Source organism: Chryseobacterium culicis (assembly GCF_002979755.1).
In the GTDB taxonomy this organism is placed as follows: domain Bacteria; phylum Bacteroidota; class Bacteroidia; order Flavobacteriales; family Weeksellaceae; genus Chryseobacterium; species Chryseobacterium culicis_A.
Genome location: NZ_PCPP01000007.1, coordinates 1 through 21,407, shown reverse-complemented (window position 1 = coordinate 21,407; position 21,407 = coordinate 1). Strand labels below are relative to the sequence as shown.

21 protein-coding genes are annotated in these 21,407 nt (G+C 34.9%); 11 read left to right on the top strand and 10 right to left on the bottom strand.

The window, feature by feature from the left end:
• The first annotated feature begins 20 nt into the window (after nt 1-20).
• From CQ022_RS21815 to ribA, 4 genes are read left to right on the top strand one after another with little or no spacing between them, the layout of a single operon-like run.
• Nucleotides 21-236, top strand: a complete 216-nt coding sequence (locus CQ022_RS21815) for a twin-arginine translocase TatA/TatE family subunit (RefSeq protein WP_047429099.1) — start codon at nt 21-23, stop codon at nt 234-236.
• Nucleotides 237-251: 15 nt separating this feature from the next.
• Nucleotides 252-866 (top strand): DUF4254 domain-containing protein, encoded by a 615-nt coding sequence (locus CQ022_RS21810; protein ID WP_105684581.1) that lies wholly within the window; start codon nt 252-254, stop codon nt 864-866.
• A complete protein-coding gene (locus CQ022_RS21805) occupies nt 863-1,321 on the top strand; it encodes a hypothetical protein (protein WP_079240316.1) in 459 nt (152 codons plus the stop codon). The genes CQ022_RS21810 and CQ022_RS21805 overlap by 4 nt, the downstream gene beginning before the upstream one ends.
• A gap of 18 nt (nt 1,322-1,339) precedes the next feature.
• The gene (gene ribA, locus CQ022_RS21800) at nt 1,340-1,936 is read left to right on the top strand and encodes a GTP cyclohydrolase II (RefSeq protein WP_105684580.1); all 597 of its coding nucleotides are present in this window, start codon (nt 1,340-1,342) and stop codon (nt 1,934-1,936) included.
• A 242-nt stretch (nt 1,937-2,178) separates the two neighbouring features.
• On the opposite strand, the gene CQ022_RS21795 is transcribed toward ribA, so the two are convergent.
• Nucleotides 2,179-2,724, bottom strand: a complete 546-nt coding sequence (locus tag CQ022_RS21795) for a hypothetical protein (RefSeq protein WP_105684579.1) — start codon at nt 2,722-2,724, stop codon at nt 2,179-2,181.
• A gap of 116 nt (nt 2,725-2,840) precedes the next feature.
• Between CQ022_RS21795 and CQ022_RS21790 the strand changes: the two genes are divergently transcribed.
• The 5 genes from CQ022_RS21790 to CQ022_RS21770 all read left to right on the top strand — a co-directional run bounded on the left by CQ022_RS21790 (nt 2,841) and on the right by CQ022_RS21770 (nt 7,838).
• Nucleotides 2,841-4,544 carry a glycoside hydrolase family 3 protein gene (locus tag CQ022_RS21790; protein WP_105684578.1) on the top strand — a complete coding sequence of 568 codons (1,704 nt, stop codon included), beginning with the start codon at nt 2,841-2,843 and terminating at the stop codon, nt 4,542-4,544.
• A gap of 27 nt (nt 4,545-4,571) precedes the next feature.
• Entirely contained in the window at nt 4,572-5,720 is a 1,149-nt protein-coding gene (gene bshA, locus CQ022_RS21785) for an N-acetyl-alpha-D-glucosaminyl L-malate synthase BshA (RefSeq protein WP_105684577.1), read from the top strand.
• A 27-nt stretch (nt 5,721-5,747) separates the two neighbouring features.
• Nucleotides 5,748-7,004 carry a DUF2851 family protein gene (locus CQ022_RS21780; RefSeq protein ID WP_105684576.1) on the top strand — a complete coding sequence of 419 codons (1,257 nt, stop codon included), beginning with the start codon at nt 5,748-5,750 and terminating at the stop codon, nt 7,002-7,004.
• 96 nt (nt 7,005-7,100) lie between these two features.
• Entirely contained in the window at nt 7,101-7,322 is a 222-nt protein-coding gene (locus CQ022_RS21775) for a PspC family transcriptional regulator (protein ID WP_034695702.1), read from the top strand.
• Nucleotides 7,323-7,325: 3 nt separating this feature from the next.
• Nucleotides 7,326-7,838 (top strand): GNAT family N-acetyltransferase, encoded by a 513-nt coding sequence (locus tag CQ022_RS21770; protein ID WP_105684575.1) that lies wholly within the window; start codon nt 7,326-7,328, stop codon nt 7,836-7,838.
• A 54-nt stretch (nt 7,839-7,892) separates the two neighbouring features.
• Here CQ022_RS21770 and CQ022_RS21765 read toward each other — a convergent pair whose 3' ends face one another.
• From CQ022_RS21765 to CQ022_RS21750, 4 genes are all read right to left on the bottom strand, one after another.
• Nucleotides 7,893-8,627, bottom strand: a complete 735-nt coding sequence (locus tag CQ022_RS21765; RefSeq protein WP_105684574.1) for an SIMPL domain-containing protein — start codon at nt 8,625-8,627, stop codon at nt 7,893-7,895.
• An 80-nt stretch (nt 8,628-8,707) separates the two neighbouring features.
• Nucleotides 8,708-9,520: a carboxypeptidase regulatory-like domain-containing protein gene (locus CQ022_RS21760; RefSeq protein ID WP_228421857.1), complete on the bottom strand. Its 813-nt coding sequence runs from the start codon at nt 9,518-9,520 to the stop codon at nt 8,708-8,710.
• 3 nt (nt 9,521-9,523) lie between these two features.
• Nucleotides 9,524-10,357 carry a hypothetical protein gene (locus CQ022_RS21755; RefSeq protein WP_105684573.1) on the bottom strand — a complete coding sequence of 278 codons (834 nt, stop codon included), beginning with the start codon at nt 10,355-10,357 and terminating at the stop codon, nt 9,524-9,526.
• Nucleotides 10,358-11,104, bottom strand: a complete 747-nt coding sequence (locus CQ022_RS21750) for a carboxypeptidase-like regulatory domain-containing protein (RefSeq protein WP_105684572.1) — start codon at nt 11,102-11,104, stop codon at nt 10,358-10,360.
• Between the two features lie 182 nt (nt 11,105-11,286).
• On the opposite strand from CQ022_RS21750, the gene CQ022_RS21745 reads away from it, so the two are divergent.
• Together CQ022_RS21745 and CQ022_RS21740 are read left to right on the top strand one after the other, a co-directional pair.
• Nucleotides 11,287-14,427 (top strand): UvrD-helicase domain-containing protein, encoded by a 3,141-nt coding sequence (locus tag CQ022_RS21745; protein WP_105684571.1) that lies wholly within the window; start codon nt 11,287-11,289, stop codon nt 14,425-14,427.
• A gap of 133 nt (nt 14,428-14,560) precedes the next feature.
• The gene (locus tag CQ022_RS21740; RefSeq protein WP_123864470.1) at nt 14,561-14,782 is read left to right on the top strand and encodes a hypothetical protein; all 222 of its coding nucleotides are present in this window, start codon (nt 14,561-14,563) and stop codon (nt 14,780-14,782) included.
• Nucleotides 14,783-14,854: 72 nt separating this feature from the next.
• Here CQ022_RS21740 and CQ022_RS21735 read toward each other — a convergent pair whose 3' ends face one another.
• From CQ022_RS21735 to CQ022_RS21715, 5 genes are all read right to left on the bottom strand, one after another.
• Complete coding sequence (locus tag CQ022_RS21735; protein ID WP_105684569.1) at nt 14,855-15,364, bottom strand: ferritin; 510 nt, start codon at nt 15,362-15,364, stop codon at nt 14,855-14,857.
• 127 nt (nt 15,365-15,491) lie between these two features.
• Nucleotides 15,492-15,941, bottom strand: a complete 450-nt coding sequence (locus CQ022_RS21730; RefSeq protein WP_105684568.1) for a hypothetical protein — start codon at nt 15,939-15,941, stop codon at nt 15,492-15,494.
• Between the two features lie 185 nt (nt 15,942-16,126).
• On the bottom strand, nt 16,127-17,119 hold the full coding sequence (locus CQ022_RS21725; protein WP_105684567.1) for a hypothetical protein: 993 nt from the start codon (nt 17,117-17,119) through the stop codon (nt 16,127-16,129).
• A gap of 139 nt (nt 17,120-17,258) precedes the next feature.
• On the bottom strand, nt 17,259-19,910 hold the full coding sequence (locus CQ022_RS21720) for a 4-alpha-glucanotransferase (RefSeq protein ID WP_105684566.1): 2,652 nt from the start codon (nt 19,908-19,910) through the stop codon (nt 17,259-17,261).
• A 126-nt stretch (nt 19,911-20,036) separates the two neighbouring features.
• Complete coding sequence (locus CQ022_RS21715) at nt 20,037-21,203, bottom strand: T9SS type A sorting domain-containing protein (protein WP_105684565.1); 1,167 nt, start codon at nt 21,201-21,203, stop codon at nt 20,037-20,039.
• Between the last annotated feature and the right edge of the window lie 204 nt (nt 21,204-21,407).

Here is a 21,407-nt window from a genome sequence, read left to right as displayed (position 1 = left end):
CTTTGTAAAAATTTTAAGAGATGAATACACTAACAATACTTGCCTTATCTTGGCAGCACATCCTTATCGTAGCAATACTTTTAGTATTACTTTTTGGAGGAAAGAAAATTCCGGAATTAATGAGAGGAGTAGGTTCAGGAATCAAGGAATTTAAAGATGCAGTAAAAGAAGAAGACAAACCTGGTTCTGAAAACAATAAATCGGCTTCCAATAATAACAATTCTTCCAGCAACTAAAATTCCGTAGAATTAATGAAATTTACTGAGACTGCATGGAAAGTCTTCAATCAAGCTATTGAAGACTATCACGTGTCTGATGACGTTAACACTCTAATTAATAACCCGTTCGAAAAAGATAGTTTGGAACGGATTTTGTATGCAAAGAACTGGATTGATACCGTTCAATGGCATTTGGAAGATATAATTAGAGATGAAAATATTGATCCGGCAGAGGCTCTTCAACTGAAGAGAACAATAGACGCCTCCAATCAGAAAAGAACTGATCTGGTAGAATATATTGACGGCTGGTTTCTTAATACGTTTGAAAATATAACTCCTAAACCTGAAGCAAAAATAAATACGGAAACTCCCGCTTGGGCAGTAGACAGGCTATCAATTCTTGCATTAAAGGTTTATCATATGTCGTTAGAAGCTAATAGAGAATCCGCTTCTGAAGAACACAGAAACAACTGCCAGGCTAAACTGGATGTTCTGCTTACTCAGAAAGAAGACCTCTCAACTTCTATAGATCAGTTGCTTACTGATATTGAAAACGGTAACGTTAAGATGAAAGTGTACAAACAAATGAAAATGTACAACGATGAAAGTCTTAACCCAATCCTTTATCAAAAAGGGCAACAGAAATGAAACGACTATTTTTCTTTGGAGTACTTATCATATTAACATCTTCCTGCGCAACGGAAAAGCTTAATCTTTCTCCGTTGTCAAATAATTTTTATAGTGATGCTAAAGGGTCTGATTCAGACAGAAGCTCAAAGAAGAATTTTAATATCAATATTAAGCAGAATGTAAATGCTTCTGAAATTTCAAATATGATCTCTACTTTTCCCAAGTTTAAAAACAACGGATTAAATGATGAGATTACCAGCTTGAAATACAGCCTTCAGAATTATTTATATGCTATTGATGCCAGCAATTCTGCAGGAAAGAGCAGAGCCCTTAAAAGCTTCGAAAAATCATACAAAAAAATTCAAAAGCTAAGGCAAAATCTTGACAGAGACGACGATGAAGTTCTTAACAGATATCTTGTACGTTTAAAAACAAATATTTCTGTTATTGAAGATACTTTGCCAGGAAGTTAAAAACTAATTGAACGATCAATGATTAAAATTCAGGCGGAAGCCAATGTTCCCACAGAGCACGGCACTTTCCGAATGATAGCTTTCTCCGAAAACGAAAACGACTGGATGCCTCATATGGCCATCGTTGCTGAAAATACAGATTTCTCAGAACCAGTCAATGTTCGTTTCCATTCAGAATGTATTACCGGAGAAGTTTTCCATTCAAAAAAATGTGAATGCGGCCAACAATTGGATGCTGCAATGAAATATATCCATGAAAACGGTGGAATTATCATCTACCTTCGACAGGAAGGAAGAAACATCGGGATCATCAACAAGCTGAAGGCATACTCACTACAGGAAAAAGGACTGGATACCGTACAGGCCAACCTTGAACTGGGACTTCCCGCAGATGACAGAAACTTTGGCGTAGCCATTGAAATCCTTAATCTGTTGGAGGTAAAAGATATCAACCTTCTTACCAATAATCCTGAAAAGGTAAAATATGTTGTAGACAGCAATATTCACCTTAATTCTAGAGTACCATTACAGATTCCGGCTAATGAAATAAGCAAAGGATATCTGCAGACAAAAAAAGACTTCTTTGGACATCTTCTTGATGACAATGATAACTAAATAAAATAGAAAGAAAAGCTTCAGAATATTCTGAAGCTTTTCTTTTGCCGTTTATCTTGTTCATACTTTACTTCTGTATATAAAATATCATTCTAAATATACTTAACAAGAAATTCTCTCGCCAACGATACCCATGAATCAAATGATCTGACGATTATCCATAATGTTTATAAATCAAAAGCCCCGAGAGATATTTCTCCCGGAGCTTTTTTAATTATAAAAAACTGAAAAGATATTCTAAATTATTTAGTCTTGATTTTAGACTCGTCAATATTGTAATATTTAATTACGCTTTTGTAATCGTTATAATCTACAGCAGAACCTTTAGCCGCTTTTGCACCACCTGTACCAGTTCCGTTTGCAGGAAGAATAAGAACTCTGAATTTTTTATTCTGATAGTACGTTGGGTTAGCTGTTAAGCTAAATGTATTGGTAGAGTTAATATTAATAGTAGCAGCATACTTACTGAAATCAAAAATATAATCTACAGCATCATTATTAGCGTTCCCCACATACGATGTATACGGAAGAAGCTTCCATACAGGAGAATCTCCGTCAGTCCCATTCTGCATATAAATAAGTACCATATCAGACTGTACTAATGGACTGTTAAAGTCATCACTCCATCTGTAAAGATTGTCACTAACTCTTGTAAAAGTAGGAGATATATCAAATGACTGATTTATAGTATCATAATCTTTTGCTACCACAACATCATCACTATTGTCACAGCTATAAGCGGTAAAACCTACAGCCCCCAGGAATAAAAAGAGAAGTATTTTTTTCATTTCTTATTAAAGTTTAGTTATTATTTATATTGCGTATTCAAATCATATACCAAAAATCTCAAAAACTTTGTTTTCCTCATTTTTTTAATTGTATTTTTGTTCTTATTCAAAAAGTCATGAAGAAATTATTATATACTTCACTCTTTATTGTTGCATTGATAAGTCCTACGATTAAGGCTCAGTATCAGCCAAAAAATGCATCCAAAGAAGATTTGAAAAAAGCTCAGCAATGGGTTGATAAAACATACAAAAATCTTTCTCAGGATGAAAAACTAGGACAGCTTTTTATTGTAGCACTGTATACCAATAAAGGAGAAGATTATATCAGCCAGGTAAGAACTATTGTTGCCAATGATAAAATAGGCGGTCTTATTTTAATGCAGGATGATGCAGCAAGGGAAATCAATCTGGTGAATGAATTTCAGCAAAAATCAAAAGTTCCTTTGATGATCGGGATGGATGCAGAATGGGGACTATACCAGAGAATTGCCACGGCTCATAAATTTCCATGGGCAATGACATTAGGAGCCATCCAGGATAAAAACCTGATCCATCAGATGGCTGCGAAAATTGCCGAAGATTGCCACAGAATGGGAATCAATTGGGATTTTGCCCCTGTAGTGGATGTAAACACCAATCCTAATAATCCGATTATCGGTAACAGAAGTTTTGGATCCGAAGTGAATAATGTAATCAGCTCTGCTCTATCCTACTCTAATGGTCTTCAGGACAATAATATACTGGCAGCGATTAAACACTTTCCAGGACATGGCGATACCAGCACAGATTCTCACCTTGATCTCCCTGTAGTTTCTCACACTATTGACAGGCTTAATACCGTAGAACTGGCACCATTTAAAGCGTTGATGAATAAAGGAATCGGCGGCGTAATGGTAGCTCATTTATATGTCCCGAGCTTAGAATCAGGAAAAGGGATTCCGGCTTCTGTTTCTAAAAATATCATTACAGGATTATTAAAAGATAAGCTGGGTTATAAAGGTTTAATCATTACTGATGCCTTAAATATGGGCGCTGTAGCGAATAAATACAAACCAGGTGAACTGGATGCCATGGCTTTTAAAGCAGGAAATGATATTATGCTTTTCTCTCAAGGGGTTTCTGAAGGGAAAAAACTCATTCAGAAAGCCATTGATAAAGGAGAAATTCCTCAATCAAGAGTAGAAGAAAGCGTGAAGAAGATTCTGTTGACCAAATATTTCCTTGGATTAACTCAATACACCCCCAAAAATCCTGAAAACATCAATGCTGATTTGAATAATGATTCTCATACTCAATTGGTACAAAACCTTTATTCCAATGCATTGACTTTATTAAAGGATGAAAAGAAATTACTGCCTCTTACAGGAAAACAGGTATATTATATTCCTCTTGAAGAAGCTCCTTATCAAACTTTCGCCAACAGATTAGGAAATAATGTGGTGATCAAAAAAGCAGGAGAAATTACTACTATTCCGGCAGGTTCTACCGTTATTGTAGGGTTTCATAAGGACAATTCAACCGCTTATAAACCTTACAAAATATCCGCAGAATCGAAAAAAATACTTTCCGATCTTACAAGAAATCAAAATGTAATTCTCAATGTATTCGGAAGTGCTTATGCATTAAAAGATATTGATATTTCAAAAGTTTCAACAGTTCTTGTTTCTTATGAAAACAATGATGATTCAATGAATGCGACAGCTGATGCACTAAACGGAAAAACAAAAATATGGGGAAAACTTCCTGTACTGGTGAATGACCAGCTGAAACCGGGAATGGGTATAGAACTTAATACCAATACCTCAACAACTATCAAATAATACAACATCAAAAACAACAATAATCTAATGAAAATAGGCATACTTTGCTATCCCACCTATGGGGGAAGCGGAATTGTAGCAACAGAATTAGGAATGTCTCTTGCCAATAAAGGATATGAAGTACATTTCATCAGTTCTGCACTTCCCGCAAGATTAGATATCACCAACCCGAATATTTTCTTTCATAGAGTAAATGTTCAGACCTATCCGCTTTTCCAGTACCAGCCTTATGATATTGCACTAAGCTCGATGATCTACAGGGTTGTCAATCTTTATAAACTGGATCTTCTTCACGCACATTATGCCATTCCTTATGCATATGCTGCTTTTACAGCAAAACAAATGCTTAAAGAAGACAATAATGATATTCCGTTGGTAACAACATTGCACGGGACAGACATTACCCTTGTTGGTCAGCACCCTAGTTATAAACATGCTGTAGAGTTTTCAATCAATCAGTCTGACGCTATTACTTCAGTTTCTGAAAGCCTGAAAAAAGATACCCTTCAGTTCTTCAACATCAAAAAGGAAATTCAGGTGATTACCAATTTTATTGACAATTCTGAATTTGATGACTGCTCTGAATGTCAGAGAACACAGTTTGCCAATCCTGATGAAAAAATTCTGATCCACGTATCCAATCTTCGTCCTGTAAAACGTGTGGACGAGGTGCTTCAGATCTTTAAGAATGTGGAGAAAAAAGTTAAATCCAAACTGATCATCATTGGTGAAGGTCCGGATATGGAAAAAGTAAATCAGTTTTTGGAAGAAAACCCTGAACTTATTTCCAAAATACGTCTTTTAGGAAAGGTAAATGATTTGTATAAAATCTTACAGCTTTCGGATGTATTTCTTCTTCCTTCGGAGCAGGAAAGTTTCGGTCTGGCAGCTTTGGAAGCAATGGCAGCTTATACTCCGGTAATCAGTTCCAATGCAGGAGGAATTCCTGAAGTGAACATTCAGGGAGAAACCGGATATCTTGCTGAAATCGGAAATGTAGAAGCCATGAGCAACTACACGATCAAGCTGTTGAGCAATGATGAACTTTTAGCCAAAATGAAGCAAAATGCGAAAGATCAGGCGATAAAATTCGATTTGAAAAACATTCTTCCTATCTATGAGAAAATGTATAGAACGACCATAGAAAATTTTAATAAGGAGCTGACGAAAGTATAATATTTCTATTATATTTACGTCACACTTATGACGGAAAAACTACTTCAATATCTTTGGAACTATAAGGTTTTCAAACATTTTGACTTCAAAGATATTGAAGGAAATTCCGTTGAGATCATCCATTTCGGAAAATGGAATAAAAACGCTGGTCCCGATTTTCTGGACGCTAAAATCAAAATCAACGGCTTACTTCTCGCAGGAAACATAGAACTGCATGTCCGTTCCTCAGACTGGATTTTCCACCATCATTCCATAGATCCCAATTATCAGAACATCATTCTTCATGTTGTATTTCAGCACGACATAGAAATTCATGACCTTACCGAAAAACGAGTTCCGACATTGGAGCTGCAAAACTATATCGATAAAAATATCCTTTGGAGATATGAAAAACTCAATAACGGAGATCAATTTATTGCCTGTGAAAATATTTTTGACCCAAAAAAAATACCGTTCAACTTCCATGAAGAGAATATTCTGAAAAAACTGGATGAAAAATCCTTGGAGATTGAGCAGAGTTTACATCAATACAAAAATAATTTTGAGGCTGTTTTATTTCACAGTTTTGCCTATTCATTTGGCTTAAAAGTAAATGCCCATATTTTCCGGCAGATTGCAGAAAGTGTAGATTACAGGATTATTAATAAAATCCGTCAGAATCCTCTTCAGCTTGAAGCCTTATTGTTCGGAATTTCGGGATGGCTTGATGATCCACAGGACGGACAGATGAAAATATGGAAAAGAGAATTTGAATTCCTTACAGCGAAATTTCCAGTTTCTGATTTAAAGTTTCATCCTAAATTTTTAAGATTAAGACCTCCCAATTTCCCTACCATTCGATTGTCACAATTAGCAGACCTTTACAAACATCAGCATTTATTCTCAAAAATTATGGAAGCGAAAAGCACAGAGCAGCTGTATGACATTTTCAAATCTGTAAAAGCCTCTGAGTACTGGAATTTTCATTTTAATTTCGGAAGTATTTCCAAAGTACAGCCTAAAACATTGAGTAAAGATTTTGTTGATCTTCTCATTCTAAACACGGTACTTCCATTACAATATGCCTACCAAAAAGATCACCACGAAGAAATTGCCAATGAAATCATTGAACGTTACAGCACTATTTCTGCTGAAAAAAATACGGTTATTAAAAACTGGGAAAAGCTGGGTTTGAAAGTGAATAATGCTTTAGAAAGCCAAAGCCTGATTTATCATCATAAGACCTGTTGTGAGCCGAAGAACTGTTTGTCCTGCGCTATTGGGTTCAAATTGTTAAAAGAATGAATGTTTTGAAAAGTTCAAATCACCCAAAAATCGTTGTCAAAAAAAATCCTTAACTTGCAGTATTGGATTTAAAACTGTTAAATAACGATCTGAAAAATGCTGAGTAATATCCGTCATAAAATGGAAAGAGAATGGTTTGGTGTACTGACTAGAACAGGTGCCAAGCTGGGAATTCCTGTTTCTAAATTGAGAATTTTCTTCATCTACTCTACTTTTGCAACCGCTGGATTTTTCTTTCTGATCTATCTGGGATTGGCATTTACACTTTGGATTAAAGATATTTTTATCACCAGAAGACCCAGTGTCTTTGATTTATAAATTATGGAATTTTCACCCATTACTTCTGCTGAAGATCATAGAGTTCAGGAAATCTATACTTCGTACACTACCACTTTTCCTGTAGACGAGCAAAGAGACAAAGATCAGTTTGAAAGCTTATTTTCAAATCCCTATGTAAAATTCATGTCTGTCATCCATGAATCAGAAGCTATTGGCTACCTTATTCTCTGGGAGCTGAGTTCTTTTGTTTTTGTGGAGCATTTCGAAGTATTTGAAGCATTTCGAAGTAAAAAACTGGGTTCTCATATTATGAATCATTTATCAGAAAATTATCCACGCATAATCCTGGAAATTGAGCCTGCAGAATTGAATGAAGATGCATCCAGACGTTATTCTTTTTATCAGAGAAATAATTTCACACTTATTGATACCCATCATATACAGCCTAGTTATGGTGAAGGAAAAAAATCTTTGAATTTATGGCTGCTAGCCAATTATACTCCTGAAAATGTGGAGGAAGCTAAAAAAGAGATTCTTGATATCATTTATCATTAAAATATAAAACGCCGGAATAATTTTCCGGCGCTTTTCTTTTACTGATATTTTATATTAATTTACTTCATACTCCAGTTTGATCGTAATACTGGCTTCTTTTTCTTTGGATGAAGTATTAAAAGTTCCACCATAAGAATAGTCTTCATTAGAATTGGGTGCTGTAATCTGAATCACTCCCATGGTAGCTTTCTTCAGATTTCCCAGATCACTGCCTGAATTTTCCGCAATTTTTTCAGCACGTTCTTTTGCATCCTTTGTAGCACTGGCAATCATTTCCTGTTTCACTGTTGCCAGTTTGGTGTAGAAATAAGCCGGTGAAGAAGAAGTGAATTCAATCCCGCGGTTGATAATTTCAGTAATATTTCTGGAAAGATTTTCTATTTTGCCAACTTCTTTGCTTTCAATAGAAACCTTTTGTGTGAGGTTATAACCAGAGAATTCTCCCTGTACATAGTTTCCATTTGAATCATTATAGCTTCTGAATTGTTTTTGAATATCTACGGAAGAAAACACAATTTCCTTCTGCTGTATTCCTTTTGAAAGCAAATAGTCATTGATTACTTTTCGGTCTGTTGCCAGTTCGTCGTAGGCAGATTTCAGATCTACATTATTTTTGGAAAAACTTCCGGACCAGGTAATCAGATCTGAAGTAAATTGTTTTATTCCTAATCCTGTTACAGAAATGGTGTTTTCAGATTTATTCCTGTTCTTTATAGCATTTCCTAAAAATGCAAGACCAATCACAAAACCTAAGGCTGCAATAGCCACTGCAAAAATGTTTTTATTCATAAAACTTGTGAATTTGGGTTGTTACCATTAGATTGTATCAATTTCTATTCCAATATTTTAAGAATTTATTAACATTTAAGTTACTTTAAATTTTGCTTCAGTCTCTCCATAAAAAGAGGCACTGTTTCTTCCAATCTCAGCATTACTCCCGAAAGATTTTTTGCTTTCACATAAGTTCTCACCTGAGGTTTTGCTAAGAATGAAAACTGAATAAATTCTGAAATTCTGTCACCAGGAATTCCTGCTTTGATAAAATAATCATCATCTATTCTATCCCGAACCCAGGCAACATGTTCCTGAAGATCGTCATATCTATATTGTCTTTTCTGTCTTCTGGCTTTACCACTTATCAGATCATAAACTCCCTGAACATTTAGGTTTCCTAAAAGTATCGGCAAAAGGACACTTTTCACTTCAGCGGGTTTTTCTCTCATTTTTCCTACCGGCTGCGGAAGACCTACAGCATCTCTCACCTGTTCCCCTTTATCTACTTTGGCTACAATCCGGGAATCCGCTTCCAGATCTCCGGTGAGTTTTTTTACAATCTTCACCTCACCCACATCTTTCGGAATCTGATAAAGCGTAATAAACAGGGGTAAATTGGCACCATTGGTGAGAACTCTTCTGGATGTTCTGTTGAAATCTTCTTTTACAAATCTCAGTTCATCATTAGGCTTGGCTTCAATAGAAAATATTCCTTCTGCATCAGAATATACCTTCTTGTCAGTAGACATATTGATAACAATTACTTTACTCAAATTCTCTCCGTTATCTTCCACTATTCGTCCCGTCACTGTCTGCTGAGAAAAAAAGAAAGTACTGCACAGAAGCATCAGGAAGAGAAAAATTTTTCTTTGCCCGAATGTTTCAGTATTTTCAGTAATATAAGCCAACTTCTAATTTTTATAGGTATTATCTTGAGTTCCTTCTAATTTGTTCGTTTTACTGTATTCCCCGAAGGCAATTTTAAGCTCGTATTCAACGACATCGATACTAAAATCCTTACGGTATCTTTTTGCCAATGAACGGGTCTTATCGGCATACAGCAGAAATGTATCAATCTGTTCCTCATCCATTCCGTATTTTTTAAGGAAACTCAGGTTTATTTCATTTCTTACTCTCCTTAGAAAATCCTGGGTTTCATTGTAATTCGCTTTAGTAATTTTAGGCTTTGTTGCTTTCTTTACCAAACCTGATACAGCATTAAATACGCCAAACAAATTAACCTGCCCCACATTAAAATCATGTCCTGTAAAAGTTTTTGACAGCGTATTATTGGGTAAGGGTTGATTCAGCGGGCTTCTCATATACTCCTCCATATCTGATTTTAAGGACTTAAGCTTTCTGGATTCATTCAAATGCTGATTATCTTTTGCCAGATTTCCGGTAGGTCTGTACTTAATTTTCACTTCAGGAATCTGTATCTCCATTTTTTTCAAAATGATATGTAATGGAGAGCTGAGATCTTCATTCGTAATTTTTTTATCAACCCGGTAATATCCTTCTTTGACAAATCTGATTTCATCATTTTCTTTAGCTTCGATCTCAAATTTTCCGGACATATCACTTAATATGCTTTTGTTTCCTGAAATATTAACGATAAGTACAGGAGCAAAGTCCAGTTCATCTCCTGTAATAACTTTCCCTGATATTTTCTGCTGTCCCGACAATCCTGAAGTGATACAAAAAAGCACAAGAAATAAAAATCTACTGATATATCTTTTTTCCATTTATCTTTGAGTTTGTGGAGCACGATAAGAAGAAATCCTTGTCAGAACAAAACGTTGAAACCTGTTCAGATCTGCATCGCTGCAGAATCCGTATTTCAAAATTTTCTTTCTTTCGAAGCCGCCTGCAAAAACATAATAAATAAAATGATCTATCAGAGGTTTCTCTATTTTAAGATTGGTAAAGTAATCGTCACCCAGGCTTGCCCTGATGTATTTCATTAGATCTACATCATCCCATTTATCTTTAACTTTCCCTATAGAAAATCCCTGACCTTTCGGCTGTACGAATTCTCCAGGTTTTGCGGCCAGTATTCTAGGATCTGATTTCTGAGCAATATACTGATCAATTTCTTTGATTAATTTTTCTACCCTTTTAGGTTTATTATAAAGTTTTGAATCAATTTTCAGGTTTCCGGTAAGCCCTTGTTTCACTTCTACTTCAGGAATCTCAATGGTTTGCCGAACCATACTTATATTCATAGGAGACTGGGTATTTTCCTGAGTAACTTTTCTTGTCAGACGTTCATAACCTGCTTTTATAAAACGTAATTCATCTCCCTGTCTTCCGGAAATCATAAAATGACCATCCCGGTTGGAAACTACGATCTCGTCCGTTCTGATATTAACTACATTCACATCCTGCATTTCAGTACCGCTTTCGGAAGTAATCTTACCAAATATATAGCTTTGGGCATGGGTATGGATAAAAAGAATAAAGGATAAGAAAAAGAATAATTTAAGTTTCACGGGCTATTTTTTATAAAGCAAAGCTAAAATTATTTTTAATTTATCCCATAAGTTTAACCACAGTTAACGCGTTTTAATATTTCTTTTTGATTTTTGCCTTGTAAAGTGTTAAATAGCCCAATTAAATTGTTAAATTTTCTTTTAAATTTTAGCTAACTTGCAGTCTCAATTCTCCTCTAACAATGCAAAATTCTTACACAGTCATCAATGCTTCTGCCGGATCCGGGAAAACGTATGCCCTGGTACAAAGGCTTCTGATGATCTGTCTCCGCTATCCTAATCAACAACAGTCGATCAGGAATATTCTCGCCCTGACTTTTACCAATAAAGCAGCCAACGAGATGAAGGAAAGAATTTTATCATGGTTGGGAAATTTTTCATCTAAAGACTATGCAGAGAATACGGATCTGAAAAATATCCAGAAAGCATTTGAAGAACAGGGCTTAAAAATTACCATTGATGAACTTCACCACCGTTCAAAAAAATTGCTTGACTATGTTCTCCACAATTATTCCACATTGAATATCGGAACGATTGACCGTTTTAATTCAAGGCTGGTAAGAAGCTTTTCTTATGAACTGGGACTGGCTAAAAATTTCAATCTTGAAATTGAAGCTGAACCATTTCTGATAGAAGCAGTTGATAAAATGCTGGATCAGATCGGTGAGAATGAAAAGATTTCCAATTCTTTCATGGATTATGTAGACTATAGTCTTGAAAACAATGAAAGGATTAATCTTAATAAAAACCTTTATGATTCGGCTAAGGAATTTGTAAAGGATATTCACTACGAACATCTGAAAAGCAACAAAAGTTTTGACGATGCCAATTATGAGAATATAAAGAATACGCTCCGTAAAGAAATCGTACAAAACAAAAAGCAATCTGCTGAGCTGGCAGCCCATTCCATTGAATTATTCAAATCAAGAAATATAGAAATTGAAGATTTTGCTCAGGGTAAAAATGGAATCGGAGGCTTCTTTACTAAGGTCATCGATTTTTATCAACAGAAAAGGGCAGGTTTTCCTTTTCCAACCACCCAGGAAGAATCTGTGATCAACAATTACAGGAAAGGAGCTTCTTCAAAATCAAAGCATAAGGAGTCCGATATTTTGGAGATTCTTGATCAGCTTCTTGACAATAGGATGAAACTTATTGTTCTGTACATTGAGACTCAGAAGAAAGAGAAAGTTTTGTCTGCTCTTCTTCCTTTAAAGGTTAATAAAGATATTCAGGATGAACTTCAAAAAATTGAGGAGGAAAATGATCTTGTTCTTCTTTCTAAGTTTAATATCCTGATTAATGAAAATCTTAAAAATGAACCTTCAGCTTTTATTTACGAAAAAGTAGGCGCACAGTTTCAGCATTATTTTTTTGATGAGTTTCAGGATACATCGGAACTGCAGTGGCAGAATTTTGTTCCGCTGAGAGATCACAGTGTTTCTACAGAGTATACTTCATTCACATTGGTAGGTGATCCCAAGCAAAGTATTTACAGATTCCGTGGTGGAGAAAGTAAGTTGATGCTGGATATTATCAACAAAAAAGAGTTCTCCCCTAAAGAGGCCGATCTTCTGGTATTAAAAGACAACTGGAGAAGTGCAAGAAACATTGTACAGTTCAATAATGAATTGTATCGTTTTCATTCTGAAGGACTGCTGGAAGAGCATAAGAATATTTTCGGGGCAGATGCTGAGCAAAATCCAAAATCCAAAATAGATGGACGGGTAAAGGTAAATCTGATCGAAAATCTTACGAATGAAGAATTTTATACTGATACTTCGGAAAGAATGCAAAAAGATATCCAGGAATGTCTGGATAATGGCTTTAAATTCTCCGATATTACGATCCTTTGCCGCGGAAATTTTGATATTTTCAGCTATTCCCAAAAACTGGGAAATTTAAAGGTTAAGTATAAGGGAGAGGAAACCAATATTAAAACAATCTCTGATAAGGGTCTTACGCTGGAACTTTCCAATACTTTAAAGGCTGTTATAGAGTTCCTCCGTTGGGAACTCAATCCTAAGAATAAAACCTGCCTGATCATGATGATGTATCATCTGAACACACTGGGGAAAATTCATATGCCTGATTTCACTTTTGGGATGAAAGAAATTCTGAATATTGAGGGGCATGAAGAAATATTACAATTCATTCAGGAGAAATATTTACTGCAGCTTAAACAGGATAATTTCCCGAGATTCAATCTGTATAATTTCATTGAATATTACATCAATGAATTTTCTGTTGAAAACAAAGAGACAGACTTTTTACTGAACTTTCTGGAAATGCTTTTCAATTTCACGCAGAATGCAGGTGCCAGTACCAAAGAGTTTTTGAAATATTGGGATGAAGAAGCTTCTTCCTACACCATACAGGCTTCGGAAAATATTGATGCCATACAAATCATGACCATTCACAAGTCTAAAGGTCTGGAATTTCCCATTGTTTTTATTCCTATGATGAATAAAAACCGTGACAGTGAATTTACCAACTGGTTTGATACGAATGAAAGTGAAGCATTAAAATCAGTGAATATCAATCAGTTCAGCAAAAATCTGGAAGCCTATGATGATGAGATTCTGTTTTTCAACAGTAAAAATGCTTACAAAAACCTGATTGACAGATTGTGTCTGCAGTATGTAGCTACCACGAGGCCTGTTGAACAGCTGTTTTTCTATCTGCAAAAGGCAAATAAAACGTCTAACAATCTGGAAATTTTAGAATTCCTTCAGACAAAAAACGCGGAACAGACTGATGAATTTGATGTGTATGAAATAAATCCTGAGATGCTGAAGAAACATTCTAAAGATAAAAGTTCATTATTTAAAACCCAGAATATTCAAGATCTGAAAAATGTCAATGAAAAAAGTACTTCTATCAAGATTGCTACGCCGTCAAAAAATTATCAGGTACGAAATGAAAAGGTAAGAATCGGGCTTTTTGTCCATGAGCTTTTATCAAAAATCAATACTGAGAAGGATATCATCAAGGTTTTGGACGGATATGCTTTAGAAGGACAAATTACACTGGAAGAGAAAAATGAAATACAGGTTACCCTACAGGAAATTGTCAGAACTTACGCAGAGTTCTTTGATGAGAAATGGGAAGTAATCAACGAAAAAGATATTATGATCTCTGAAAAAGGAGAAAGCCATATATTCAGACCAGACCGTATTTTAAAGGGTCCGGAAGGCTATATCATTGTAGATTTTAAAACCGGTGAACAAAAGGCTAAGGATGAAGCGCAGGTAGAAGGATATAAAAATATTCTGGAGCGTCTGGGCAAAAAAGTTCTTAAAACTCAGATTATTTATCTATAACTCTATACATTACCGAAAGGTTACTATAATAATTCTCATAAAAAACCCTTCAAAATATAAAAGGATTAACTATTTTTATTTTGTACGAATAAAAATATAGTCTTTGATTATATTTGATTACAACTAGCCAACCATGAGAATATATTTAAATTCCTTTGCAATAAGTCTGATCATGATGTTATTTTCTGCCATGGTCATTTATAATATTGTTGATTGTTTAGATCCTCCTGTTACAGAAGATGATCATTATTTACCAACTGAAAACATTGTAAAATCACTGTTTCTAAGTTTTGTATTAGGAGCTGTAGTTTTTATTTCTGCGGTGAGATTACAAAGACAAACTCCTAAGAGATAGATTTTATCATTATATAATAAAAAACCGCTATTCCAGAGGATAACGGTTTAATATTTTGAAGAATTTTCAATCTTAAGCTGTTGTAGTGGGAGTAAATACTCTCTGAGACAATTCCTGGTCAAAAAGGTATAATGCGGATGGATTATCGCATACCATTTTGATTTTTGTTACGTATTGAGAAGCACTCGCTTCTTCTTCTACCTGTTCGTTGATAAACCACTGCAGGAATGATGTTGTTGCAAAATCTCCCTCTTCGTTAGCATTCTTTACAATATTGAAAATACTTTTAGTTACTATTTTCTCATGGGCCAATGCTTTTTCAAAAATATCGGTTGCATTTTCAAACTCATGTGGAGGTTTTGGAATTTCTCCGATGATAATTTCCCCGCCTACATCATTCAAATAATCAAACATTTTATCAGCATGCATCAATTCTTCTTTGCTCTGCACTCTGAAATAGTTGGCAATTCCATCCAGATCTTTTCCAGAAAACCATGCAGACATTGAAAGATAATATTGAGCAGCGTATTGTTCGTGGGCAATTTGTTCGTTAATTAATTTTGCAATTTTTTCGCTAACCATAAGTATTAAATTTATATTCAAAAATAGGGAATAAAAGCCCGAAATCAAAAGTTTTAAAGAAAATTAATACAAAAAGGATGGAAAAACATCCATCCTTAACACATTAAAAAACTAAAATTACAAGCTGTTATTTTACTTCAGCAGTTCCCGTATTCATCGGCTTTTTCATCATTCTTCTTTCTTTCATAGCCATCTTCATTTTCTCTGCTTTTGCTTTTCTGTCAGCCTGCCATTTATCATATTGATCAGGAGTAAGGATTTTTTTCATATCAGTATCCATTTGTGCTCTTTTGGCCTGCATTTCCTGCATTTTAGCTTGTCTGTCTACCTTATTCTTGTCGAATTCCGCCTTCATTTCAGCTTTTCTTTTATCCTGAAGCGTTTTTATCTGAGCTACCTGAGATGGGTTAAGATTAAGATCTTTTTGCATCTGATCCAAACGTTCCTGTTGTTTCTGTTCCATTCTCTGCTTCATTTCAACGGCTCTTGCCTGTCTGTCTTGTGGAGTTGTTGTTTGTTGTGCCATGGCAAAACTTCCCATTCCGATAAATGCTATTGCTAAAACTAATTTTTTCATCTTTTTAAAATTTAATTAATTGTTATTTTGTTATTATATCTTTTTGATTATGGATTAAAACATAAGTTAAATTAACAAATTCATAAATAATGTTAAATTTTAACTAAAATAAATTAATAAAACAACAAAAAAGGACAGATTATAAAAACCTGCCCTTCACACCACTTAAATATAATATATGAAAATTAATTCCTAACTAAACTGCCTCTAAAGCCGCCACCGCTATTACCACGGTTCTCTTGTCTTGGAGCAGCATTTTCAGATTTCTGTCTGAAGCCTCCATTATTTCCTCTGAATCCGCCATTATTTTCTCTTTTCGGAGCTTCTCTTCCTTCATTATTTCCTCTGAAACCACCTCCATTGTTATTTCTGAAGCCTCCATTATCTGAATTCCCTCTGTTTCCTCCATTATCAGAATTTCCTCTGAAACCACCTCCATTGTTGTTTCTGAATCCTCCGTTATTGTCATTTCTGAAACCTGAATTATTGTTACTTCCGCTATTACCACGGAATCCACCATTATCTCCATTACTTCTTGTGTTTCGGAAACCATTGTCAGGTCTGCTGTCTCTTCTGATAATATCAAAAGTAGGGTTATCCATTCTGCGGAATCTTGATCGGTCTACCCTGTAAATATTGATATTGATATTTCTGTATCTAGGCATTACCGTATATCTCGGAACATAATAGGATCTTCTGTAATTCTGGAAATATACAATCGGGCTGGAACCTCTGTAATAGTTATTTTGGAAAACAACAAATACTCTTGGTCCTAAGATTCTTTCCAAAGCATAAAACCTGTCATAATACCATCTATCCGGATTATATCTATAGAAATTATTCCATACTGTAAAACTTGCATACAGATTATTCAATCTCATAATCTGATCTACCTGCCATCTGCTTAATCTGTTCTGTACGAAAAATCCGTTCCAGTCGATATTAATAATACTTCCTCTGTAGTCGTTATAGTAGCTTTGGTAATAATTACTTGGATAATAGTCCTGAGGATAATTGTAATAATAATCGTCAGGGAAATAATTCCTGTCATCTTCATCGTTGTAATAACCTCCATCATTCTGATAATAACCATCATCATCCCAACCATTATTCGGATACTGCTGAGCCGACGTCAAAACGCCTAACCCAAGAGCTAATCCCAAAAATATTTTTTTCATCTCTATAGTCGTTAATTGGTTAATATATAGCAGAATATCTTAATTCTATCTTTTTGATACAAATAAAAAAAAGAAGTTAAATCATAAGATCAAACTTCTTTTAAAATATTATTAACTCATTGATAATCAGGTGTTAAATTTACATCCTCCCACTATCTTTTATCCAATGAGCAATTTTGTTATTGAAAGATTTTTTCTCTTTCAGGTCTTCCAGCTTTATGTGCATTCTATAGCGCCAGTAATGTGGAAAAACGGCAGGATTGTTAATTCTTTCGTTATCCATTTTTTTATTGGTAAGTTCTATATCTGTTGCAAAGAATTCCTGAATCGGGAATATAGCAAGCATAGCCTCATTATATAAATGCTGCTTCATAATGATTTCTGCAAGGTGAGGGTTCAGCTCTTCAGGAGCTCTTCCATATTGTATCAGCTGCTGATTATAATATTTCTGGGTAAGTACACGATCTTCTTTCCACCACTGTCTCAAGGTTGAACTGTCGTGGGAAGAAGCAGTTACCACATTCATATAATTGGCATTCTTAGGATTATAGAATGGTATATTTTCGGCAGGCATTCTTTGTACCTTAAGTGCTATAATGGCCAATTCATCCATCACAACAGGTACGCAGGCAGGAACCATTCCCAAATCTTCCCCACAGATCAGCATTTTGGTGGCATTCAGAATAACCGGAAGTTTTTCCATAGCTTTTTCAAACCATAAATGATCCTGTCTCCTGAAGAAATAGTCGTGGTACAAATCATAAATGCTTTTCTGTTCGGATTCCGGAAGGTATTTATAAGACTCTGTATTGTAAACATTGAATCTAGGATGGTAAACCGTTTTCCCATTTCTTTCTTCTGTTAAAAACAAAACATTGGCGCACAGAGAAACCAGTTTTTCTTCAAGAGCACCATATGATTTTTTCTTAAAAAAGTTGACTAGCTTTCTTTGGGTATCAAACTCTTCTTTGAAAGTATAAGTACCGTCTTCATTACGGTTCATAAATTCAAGGGCTTTTCCATTTTCTTCTCCAAAATATTCCCATAATACCTCGTTGTTGATAAAAGGCTTACAGTACCTGTTAAAATTGAATGGAATCTGCCAAGCCTTAAATTCCTCTACAACAATAGGAACAGCGGGATAAAAGTATCCTAAAATTCCTTGTACGGCAGAAATAGGCATCCTCCATATTCTGAAGAAGCCTAAAATATGGTCAATTCTCATGGCATCAAAATACTGTTCAAGAGCTTTGAACCTATTTTTCCACCATCTGTAGTCGTCTGCTTTCATGGCTTCCCAGTTGTACGTTGGGAATTCCCAGTTTTGCCCCAGCTCTGTAAACTGGTCAGGAGGTGCCCCAGCCTGGAAATCCATTCCGAATAATTCCGGTTCTGTCCAGGCTTCTACAGAATATCTATAGATACCGATGGGAAGATCTCCCTTCAACGAAACTCCCAGGTTATGGGTATAATCAACGGCATCTTTAAGTTGTATATGCAATTGATACTGTACCCAGGCATGAAGCATTGAGGTATCATAATCTTTATTTTTCGTTGTAAAAAACTGTAAGATCTTTCCTGCAATATATTTTTTGTGGGTTTTCCACTCGTTGAAATTCGGGGTCTTATATTTATCTCTTAAAACACAGAAAGCTGAATAAGGAACAAGCCAGTATTCATTATCCTTAATGAATTTTTTGAAGTTTCTATCCTTATAAATTTTGTCTTTTTCCTTATTGAAAACTGCTGTAAGATATTTCCATTTGCTTTCGATCATCTTTTCATAATCGATCAGATCCAAAGTGTTTAATTTCTCTTTTTCAGACAGATATTCATTAACTAATTCTTTCGGTAAAGAATAATCAAGGTTTTCTAAAGAAATATACTGTGGGTGTAAAGCATATACGGATACGGCAGCATATGGATAGGAATCTGTCCATGAATAATTCGCTGTTGTATCATTAATCGGAAGAATCTGAATAATACCAAGATTGGTTTCTTTTGTCCAATCTGCCAGTTTTTTAATATCTGCAAATTCACCTACCCCAAATCCATCCTCGCTTCTCAGAGAGAATACCGGAACTGCAACGCCGGCATCGTGGTACATCTGATATCCTTTAAATCTAAAATAATGGTTGGAAACAATCTGCAGCACATCATTCAATGGATTGGCCACGGTAAATCTGTTTTCACCTGTTTCTACATCTATAACCCTGTTTTCTTGGGTATCGTAAATACAATATTTAAATTGGATAAATTCATTTTCAGGAATTTCAACAGACGTTTCCCACATCCCAAAATCAGTCTGATGCAGATGAACAACTTTGTCATAGTTCCAATTTCCTAAAGATGCTGTACTTCCAAAAAGGACAATCCTCCAGTCTGGATTATAAATAGGAGCCTCTATTCTGAATAGATGGGTATGTTTTTTTAAAACTGTCACTTTATCGGGAACAAAATCATGCAGTTTATTGTAAAGGATTTTATTGTTTAAATAATTCTCAGGAAAGTTTTTGTTATTCCATTCGTCAAAAATGATAAACTCCTTATAATTATGGGGGAAACTCAAATGATGTCCCACAAATTCTTCTCTTAATACATTTCCTTTTTCATCCACCACGCGATAATGATAAGAAATGAATTTTGAGAAATAGTCTACTTCACATTTCCATACACCATTCTCCGCATAAAACATAGTATGGATATGTAAGGCATTCTCATCTTCACCAAATACCAGCTGCAAATTTTCTCCTGCTTTTACAACATATCCTACATTAAAGTATAGTTTCATCTATATTTTTTTATAAAAGTACATTTTAATATCGAAAAATAAAACTTATTGAAGATCAAATAATCATTAAAAAACCTTCTCAAAACAATTTGAAAAGGTCTTTATATTCTGAGTCATAGGACTCTATTATCTTGTTACCAGAATTTTTTTATTGAATAGTATTTTTCCTGATTCATCAGCTATATTTACAATATAAGCTCCGGCCACCAGTCCATTAAGATATACTTTTTCATCTAATGAGCCATCTTTCACAGACAGATTCTGAATCATTACATTTTTACCAGCCATATCGAAAATGTTCAGTTTAATACTACCTTTTACATTATTATTAACATGAACGTTGATATAGTGTTCATCTACTCTTGTTGGATAAATATCAAGATTGGCGTTCAGACTATTGGGTATTGAAGATTTATCGTTAGCAAAATATTTACTTGCCAAATCATAAATATGCAGTCCCTGTTCTCCCGGAAGCTGCTTAGCTTGTAAAGTTGCCAGATCTACCTCGTATAAAGCACCTCCTTTTGCACTCGCTATTACAATTTTGCCCTGAGCATTTACTGCAGAGCCATTTACTGAATAGTTATCTGGAATACCTGATATTTTACCGATAAATTTAGCTTTCAAATCTTTTGTAAGAACTTTAAAAACATTTCCTGAAGCAGCGAAAACATAAAAGTTATTATCCGCATCAGCAATCATATCACCTCCAAATCCAGTTTCCATCGCTGTAAATGAATTTCGTCCATTAGAGCTATCATCTTTAATAATTCCAAGGTCATTCACTATGTATTGTTCACCCTTTCTGCTGATTTCCAAAAACTGTGTTCCTGCATTATTTACCGCATAAATTTTCCCGTTATATCCGGATGTCATTCTGGTAATATGAGAGTTAATATCGCATGATGATACTCTTGCAACATTATTTTCCACTAAAGTGATTTCCTTTGTCTGGGGATTCAATACATAGATATTCGATGAAAACATTGGCATATACACCAGATTATTATTCGAAGAATCATATGCAAGAGCTGCTAAAGTTACGGCTTGAGAATTGCTGTAAGAATTTTTGTCTTCCGCTACAACCCCTTTTCTGGTTTGCGAAAATACTTTGGCTGAAGAATCTGCTGTAAAATACTTCTCTCCTGAAGTTCCGTTAATCCCATCAATTGCACGGAAATCATTGAACGTAATACTCTGACTCTCTTTTCCTGTAATCGCAAAGAAATCCTGTTGAGCTTGTGCATTCACACCTAATAGCAGTAAAAATAAAGGGAATAAATGTTTTTTCATAGTATATATCTTTAGATTCGTAATCATTTGATGTTACTAAGTTACACAATTTTCGAATTAAAAAATAAAAAATCCCCGCTATTTGAATAAAAGTTAACTGATCACTTCAGAGTAATATAGATAAATGGATGAGTAATGAGTAATGGGTAATAAGTAATGATAGCATACGTTGGATATTACTCATTATTGATGAGTCTGGGTGTT

What these genes read in the sequence shown, in the direction of transcription:
- CQ022_RS21815 (WP_047429099.1), top strand. Translation starts at nt 21, where the DNA reads ATGAATACACTAACAATACTTGCCTTATCTTGGCAGCACATCCTTATC.
- CQ022_RS21810 (WP_105684581.1), top strand. Translation starts at nt 252, where the DNA reads ATGAAATTTACTGAGACTGCATGGAAAGTCTTCAATCAAGCTATTGAA.
- CQ022_RS21805 (WP_079240316.1), top strand. Translation starts at nt 863, where the DNA reads ATGAAACGACTATTTTTCTTTGGAGTACTTATCATATTAACATCTTCC.
- ribA (WP_105684580.1), top strand. Translation starts at nt 1,340, where the DNA reads ATGATTAAAATTCAGGCGGAAGCCAATGTTCCCACAGAGCACGGCACT.
- CQ022_RS21795 (WP_105684579.1), bottom strand. Translation starts at nt 2,724, where the DNA reads ATGAAAAAAATACTTCTCTTTTTATTCCTGGGGGCTGTAGGTTTTACC.
- CQ022_RS21790 (WP_105684578.1), top strand. Translation starts at nt 2,841, where the DNA reads ATGAAGAAATTATTATATACTTCACTCTTTATTGTTGCATTGATAAGT.
- bshA (WP_105684577.1), top strand. Translation starts at nt 4,572, where the DNA reads ATGAAAATAGGCATACTTTGCTATCCCACCTATGGGGGAAGCGGAATT.
- CQ022_RS21780 (WP_105684576.1), top strand. Translation starts at nt 5,748, where the DNA reads ATGACGGAAAAACTACTTCAATATCTTTGGAACTATAAGGTTTTCAAA.
- CQ022_RS21775 (WP_034695702.1), top strand. Translation starts at nt 7,101, where the DNA reads ATGCTGAGTAATATCCGTCATAAAATGGAAAGAGAATGGTTTGGTGTA.
- CQ022_RS21770 (WP_105684575.1), top strand. Translation starts at nt 7,326, where the DNA reads ATGGAATTTTCACCCATTACTTCTGCTGAAGATCATAGAGTTCAGGAA.
- CQ022_RS21765 (WP_105684574.1), bottom strand. Translation starts at nt 8,627, where the DNA reads ATGAATAAAAACATTTTTGCAGTGGCTATTGCAGCCTTAGGTTTTGTG.
- CQ022_RS21755 (WP_105684573.1), bottom strand. Translation starts at nt 10,357, where the DNA reads ATGGAAAAAAGATATATCAGTAGATTTTTATTTCTTGTGCTTTTTTGT.
- CQ022_RS21745 (WP_105684571.1), top strand. Translation starts at nt 11,287, where the DNA reads ATGCAAAATTCTTACACAGTCATCAATGCTTCTGCCGGATCCGGGAAA.
- CQ022_RS21740 (WP_123864470.1), top strand. Translation starts at nt 14,561, where the DNA reads ATGAGAATATATTTAAATTCCTTTGCAATAAGTCTGATCATGATGTTA.
- CQ022_RS21735 (WP_105684569.1), bottom strand. Translation starts at nt 15,364, where the DNA reads ATGGTTAGCGAAAAAATTGCAAAATTAATTAACGAACAAATTGCCCAC.
- CQ022_RS21730 (WP_105684568.1), bottom strand. Translation starts at nt 15,941, where the DNA reads ATGAAAAAATTAGTTTTAGCAATAGCATTTATCGGAATGGGAAGTTTT.
- CQ022_RS21725 (WP_105684567.1), bottom strand. Translation starts at nt 17,119, where the DNA reads ATGAAAAAAATATTTTTGGGATTAGCTCTTGGGTTAGGCGTTTTGACG.
- CQ022_RS21720 (WP_105684566.1), bottom strand. Translation starts at nt 19,910, where the DNA reads ATGAAACTATACTTTAATGTAGGATATGTTGTAAAAGCAGGAGAAAAT.
- CQ022_RS21715 (WP_105684565.1), bottom strand. Translation starts at nt 21,203, where the DNA reads ATGAAAAAACATTTATTCCCTTTATTTTTACTGCTATTAGGTGTGAAT.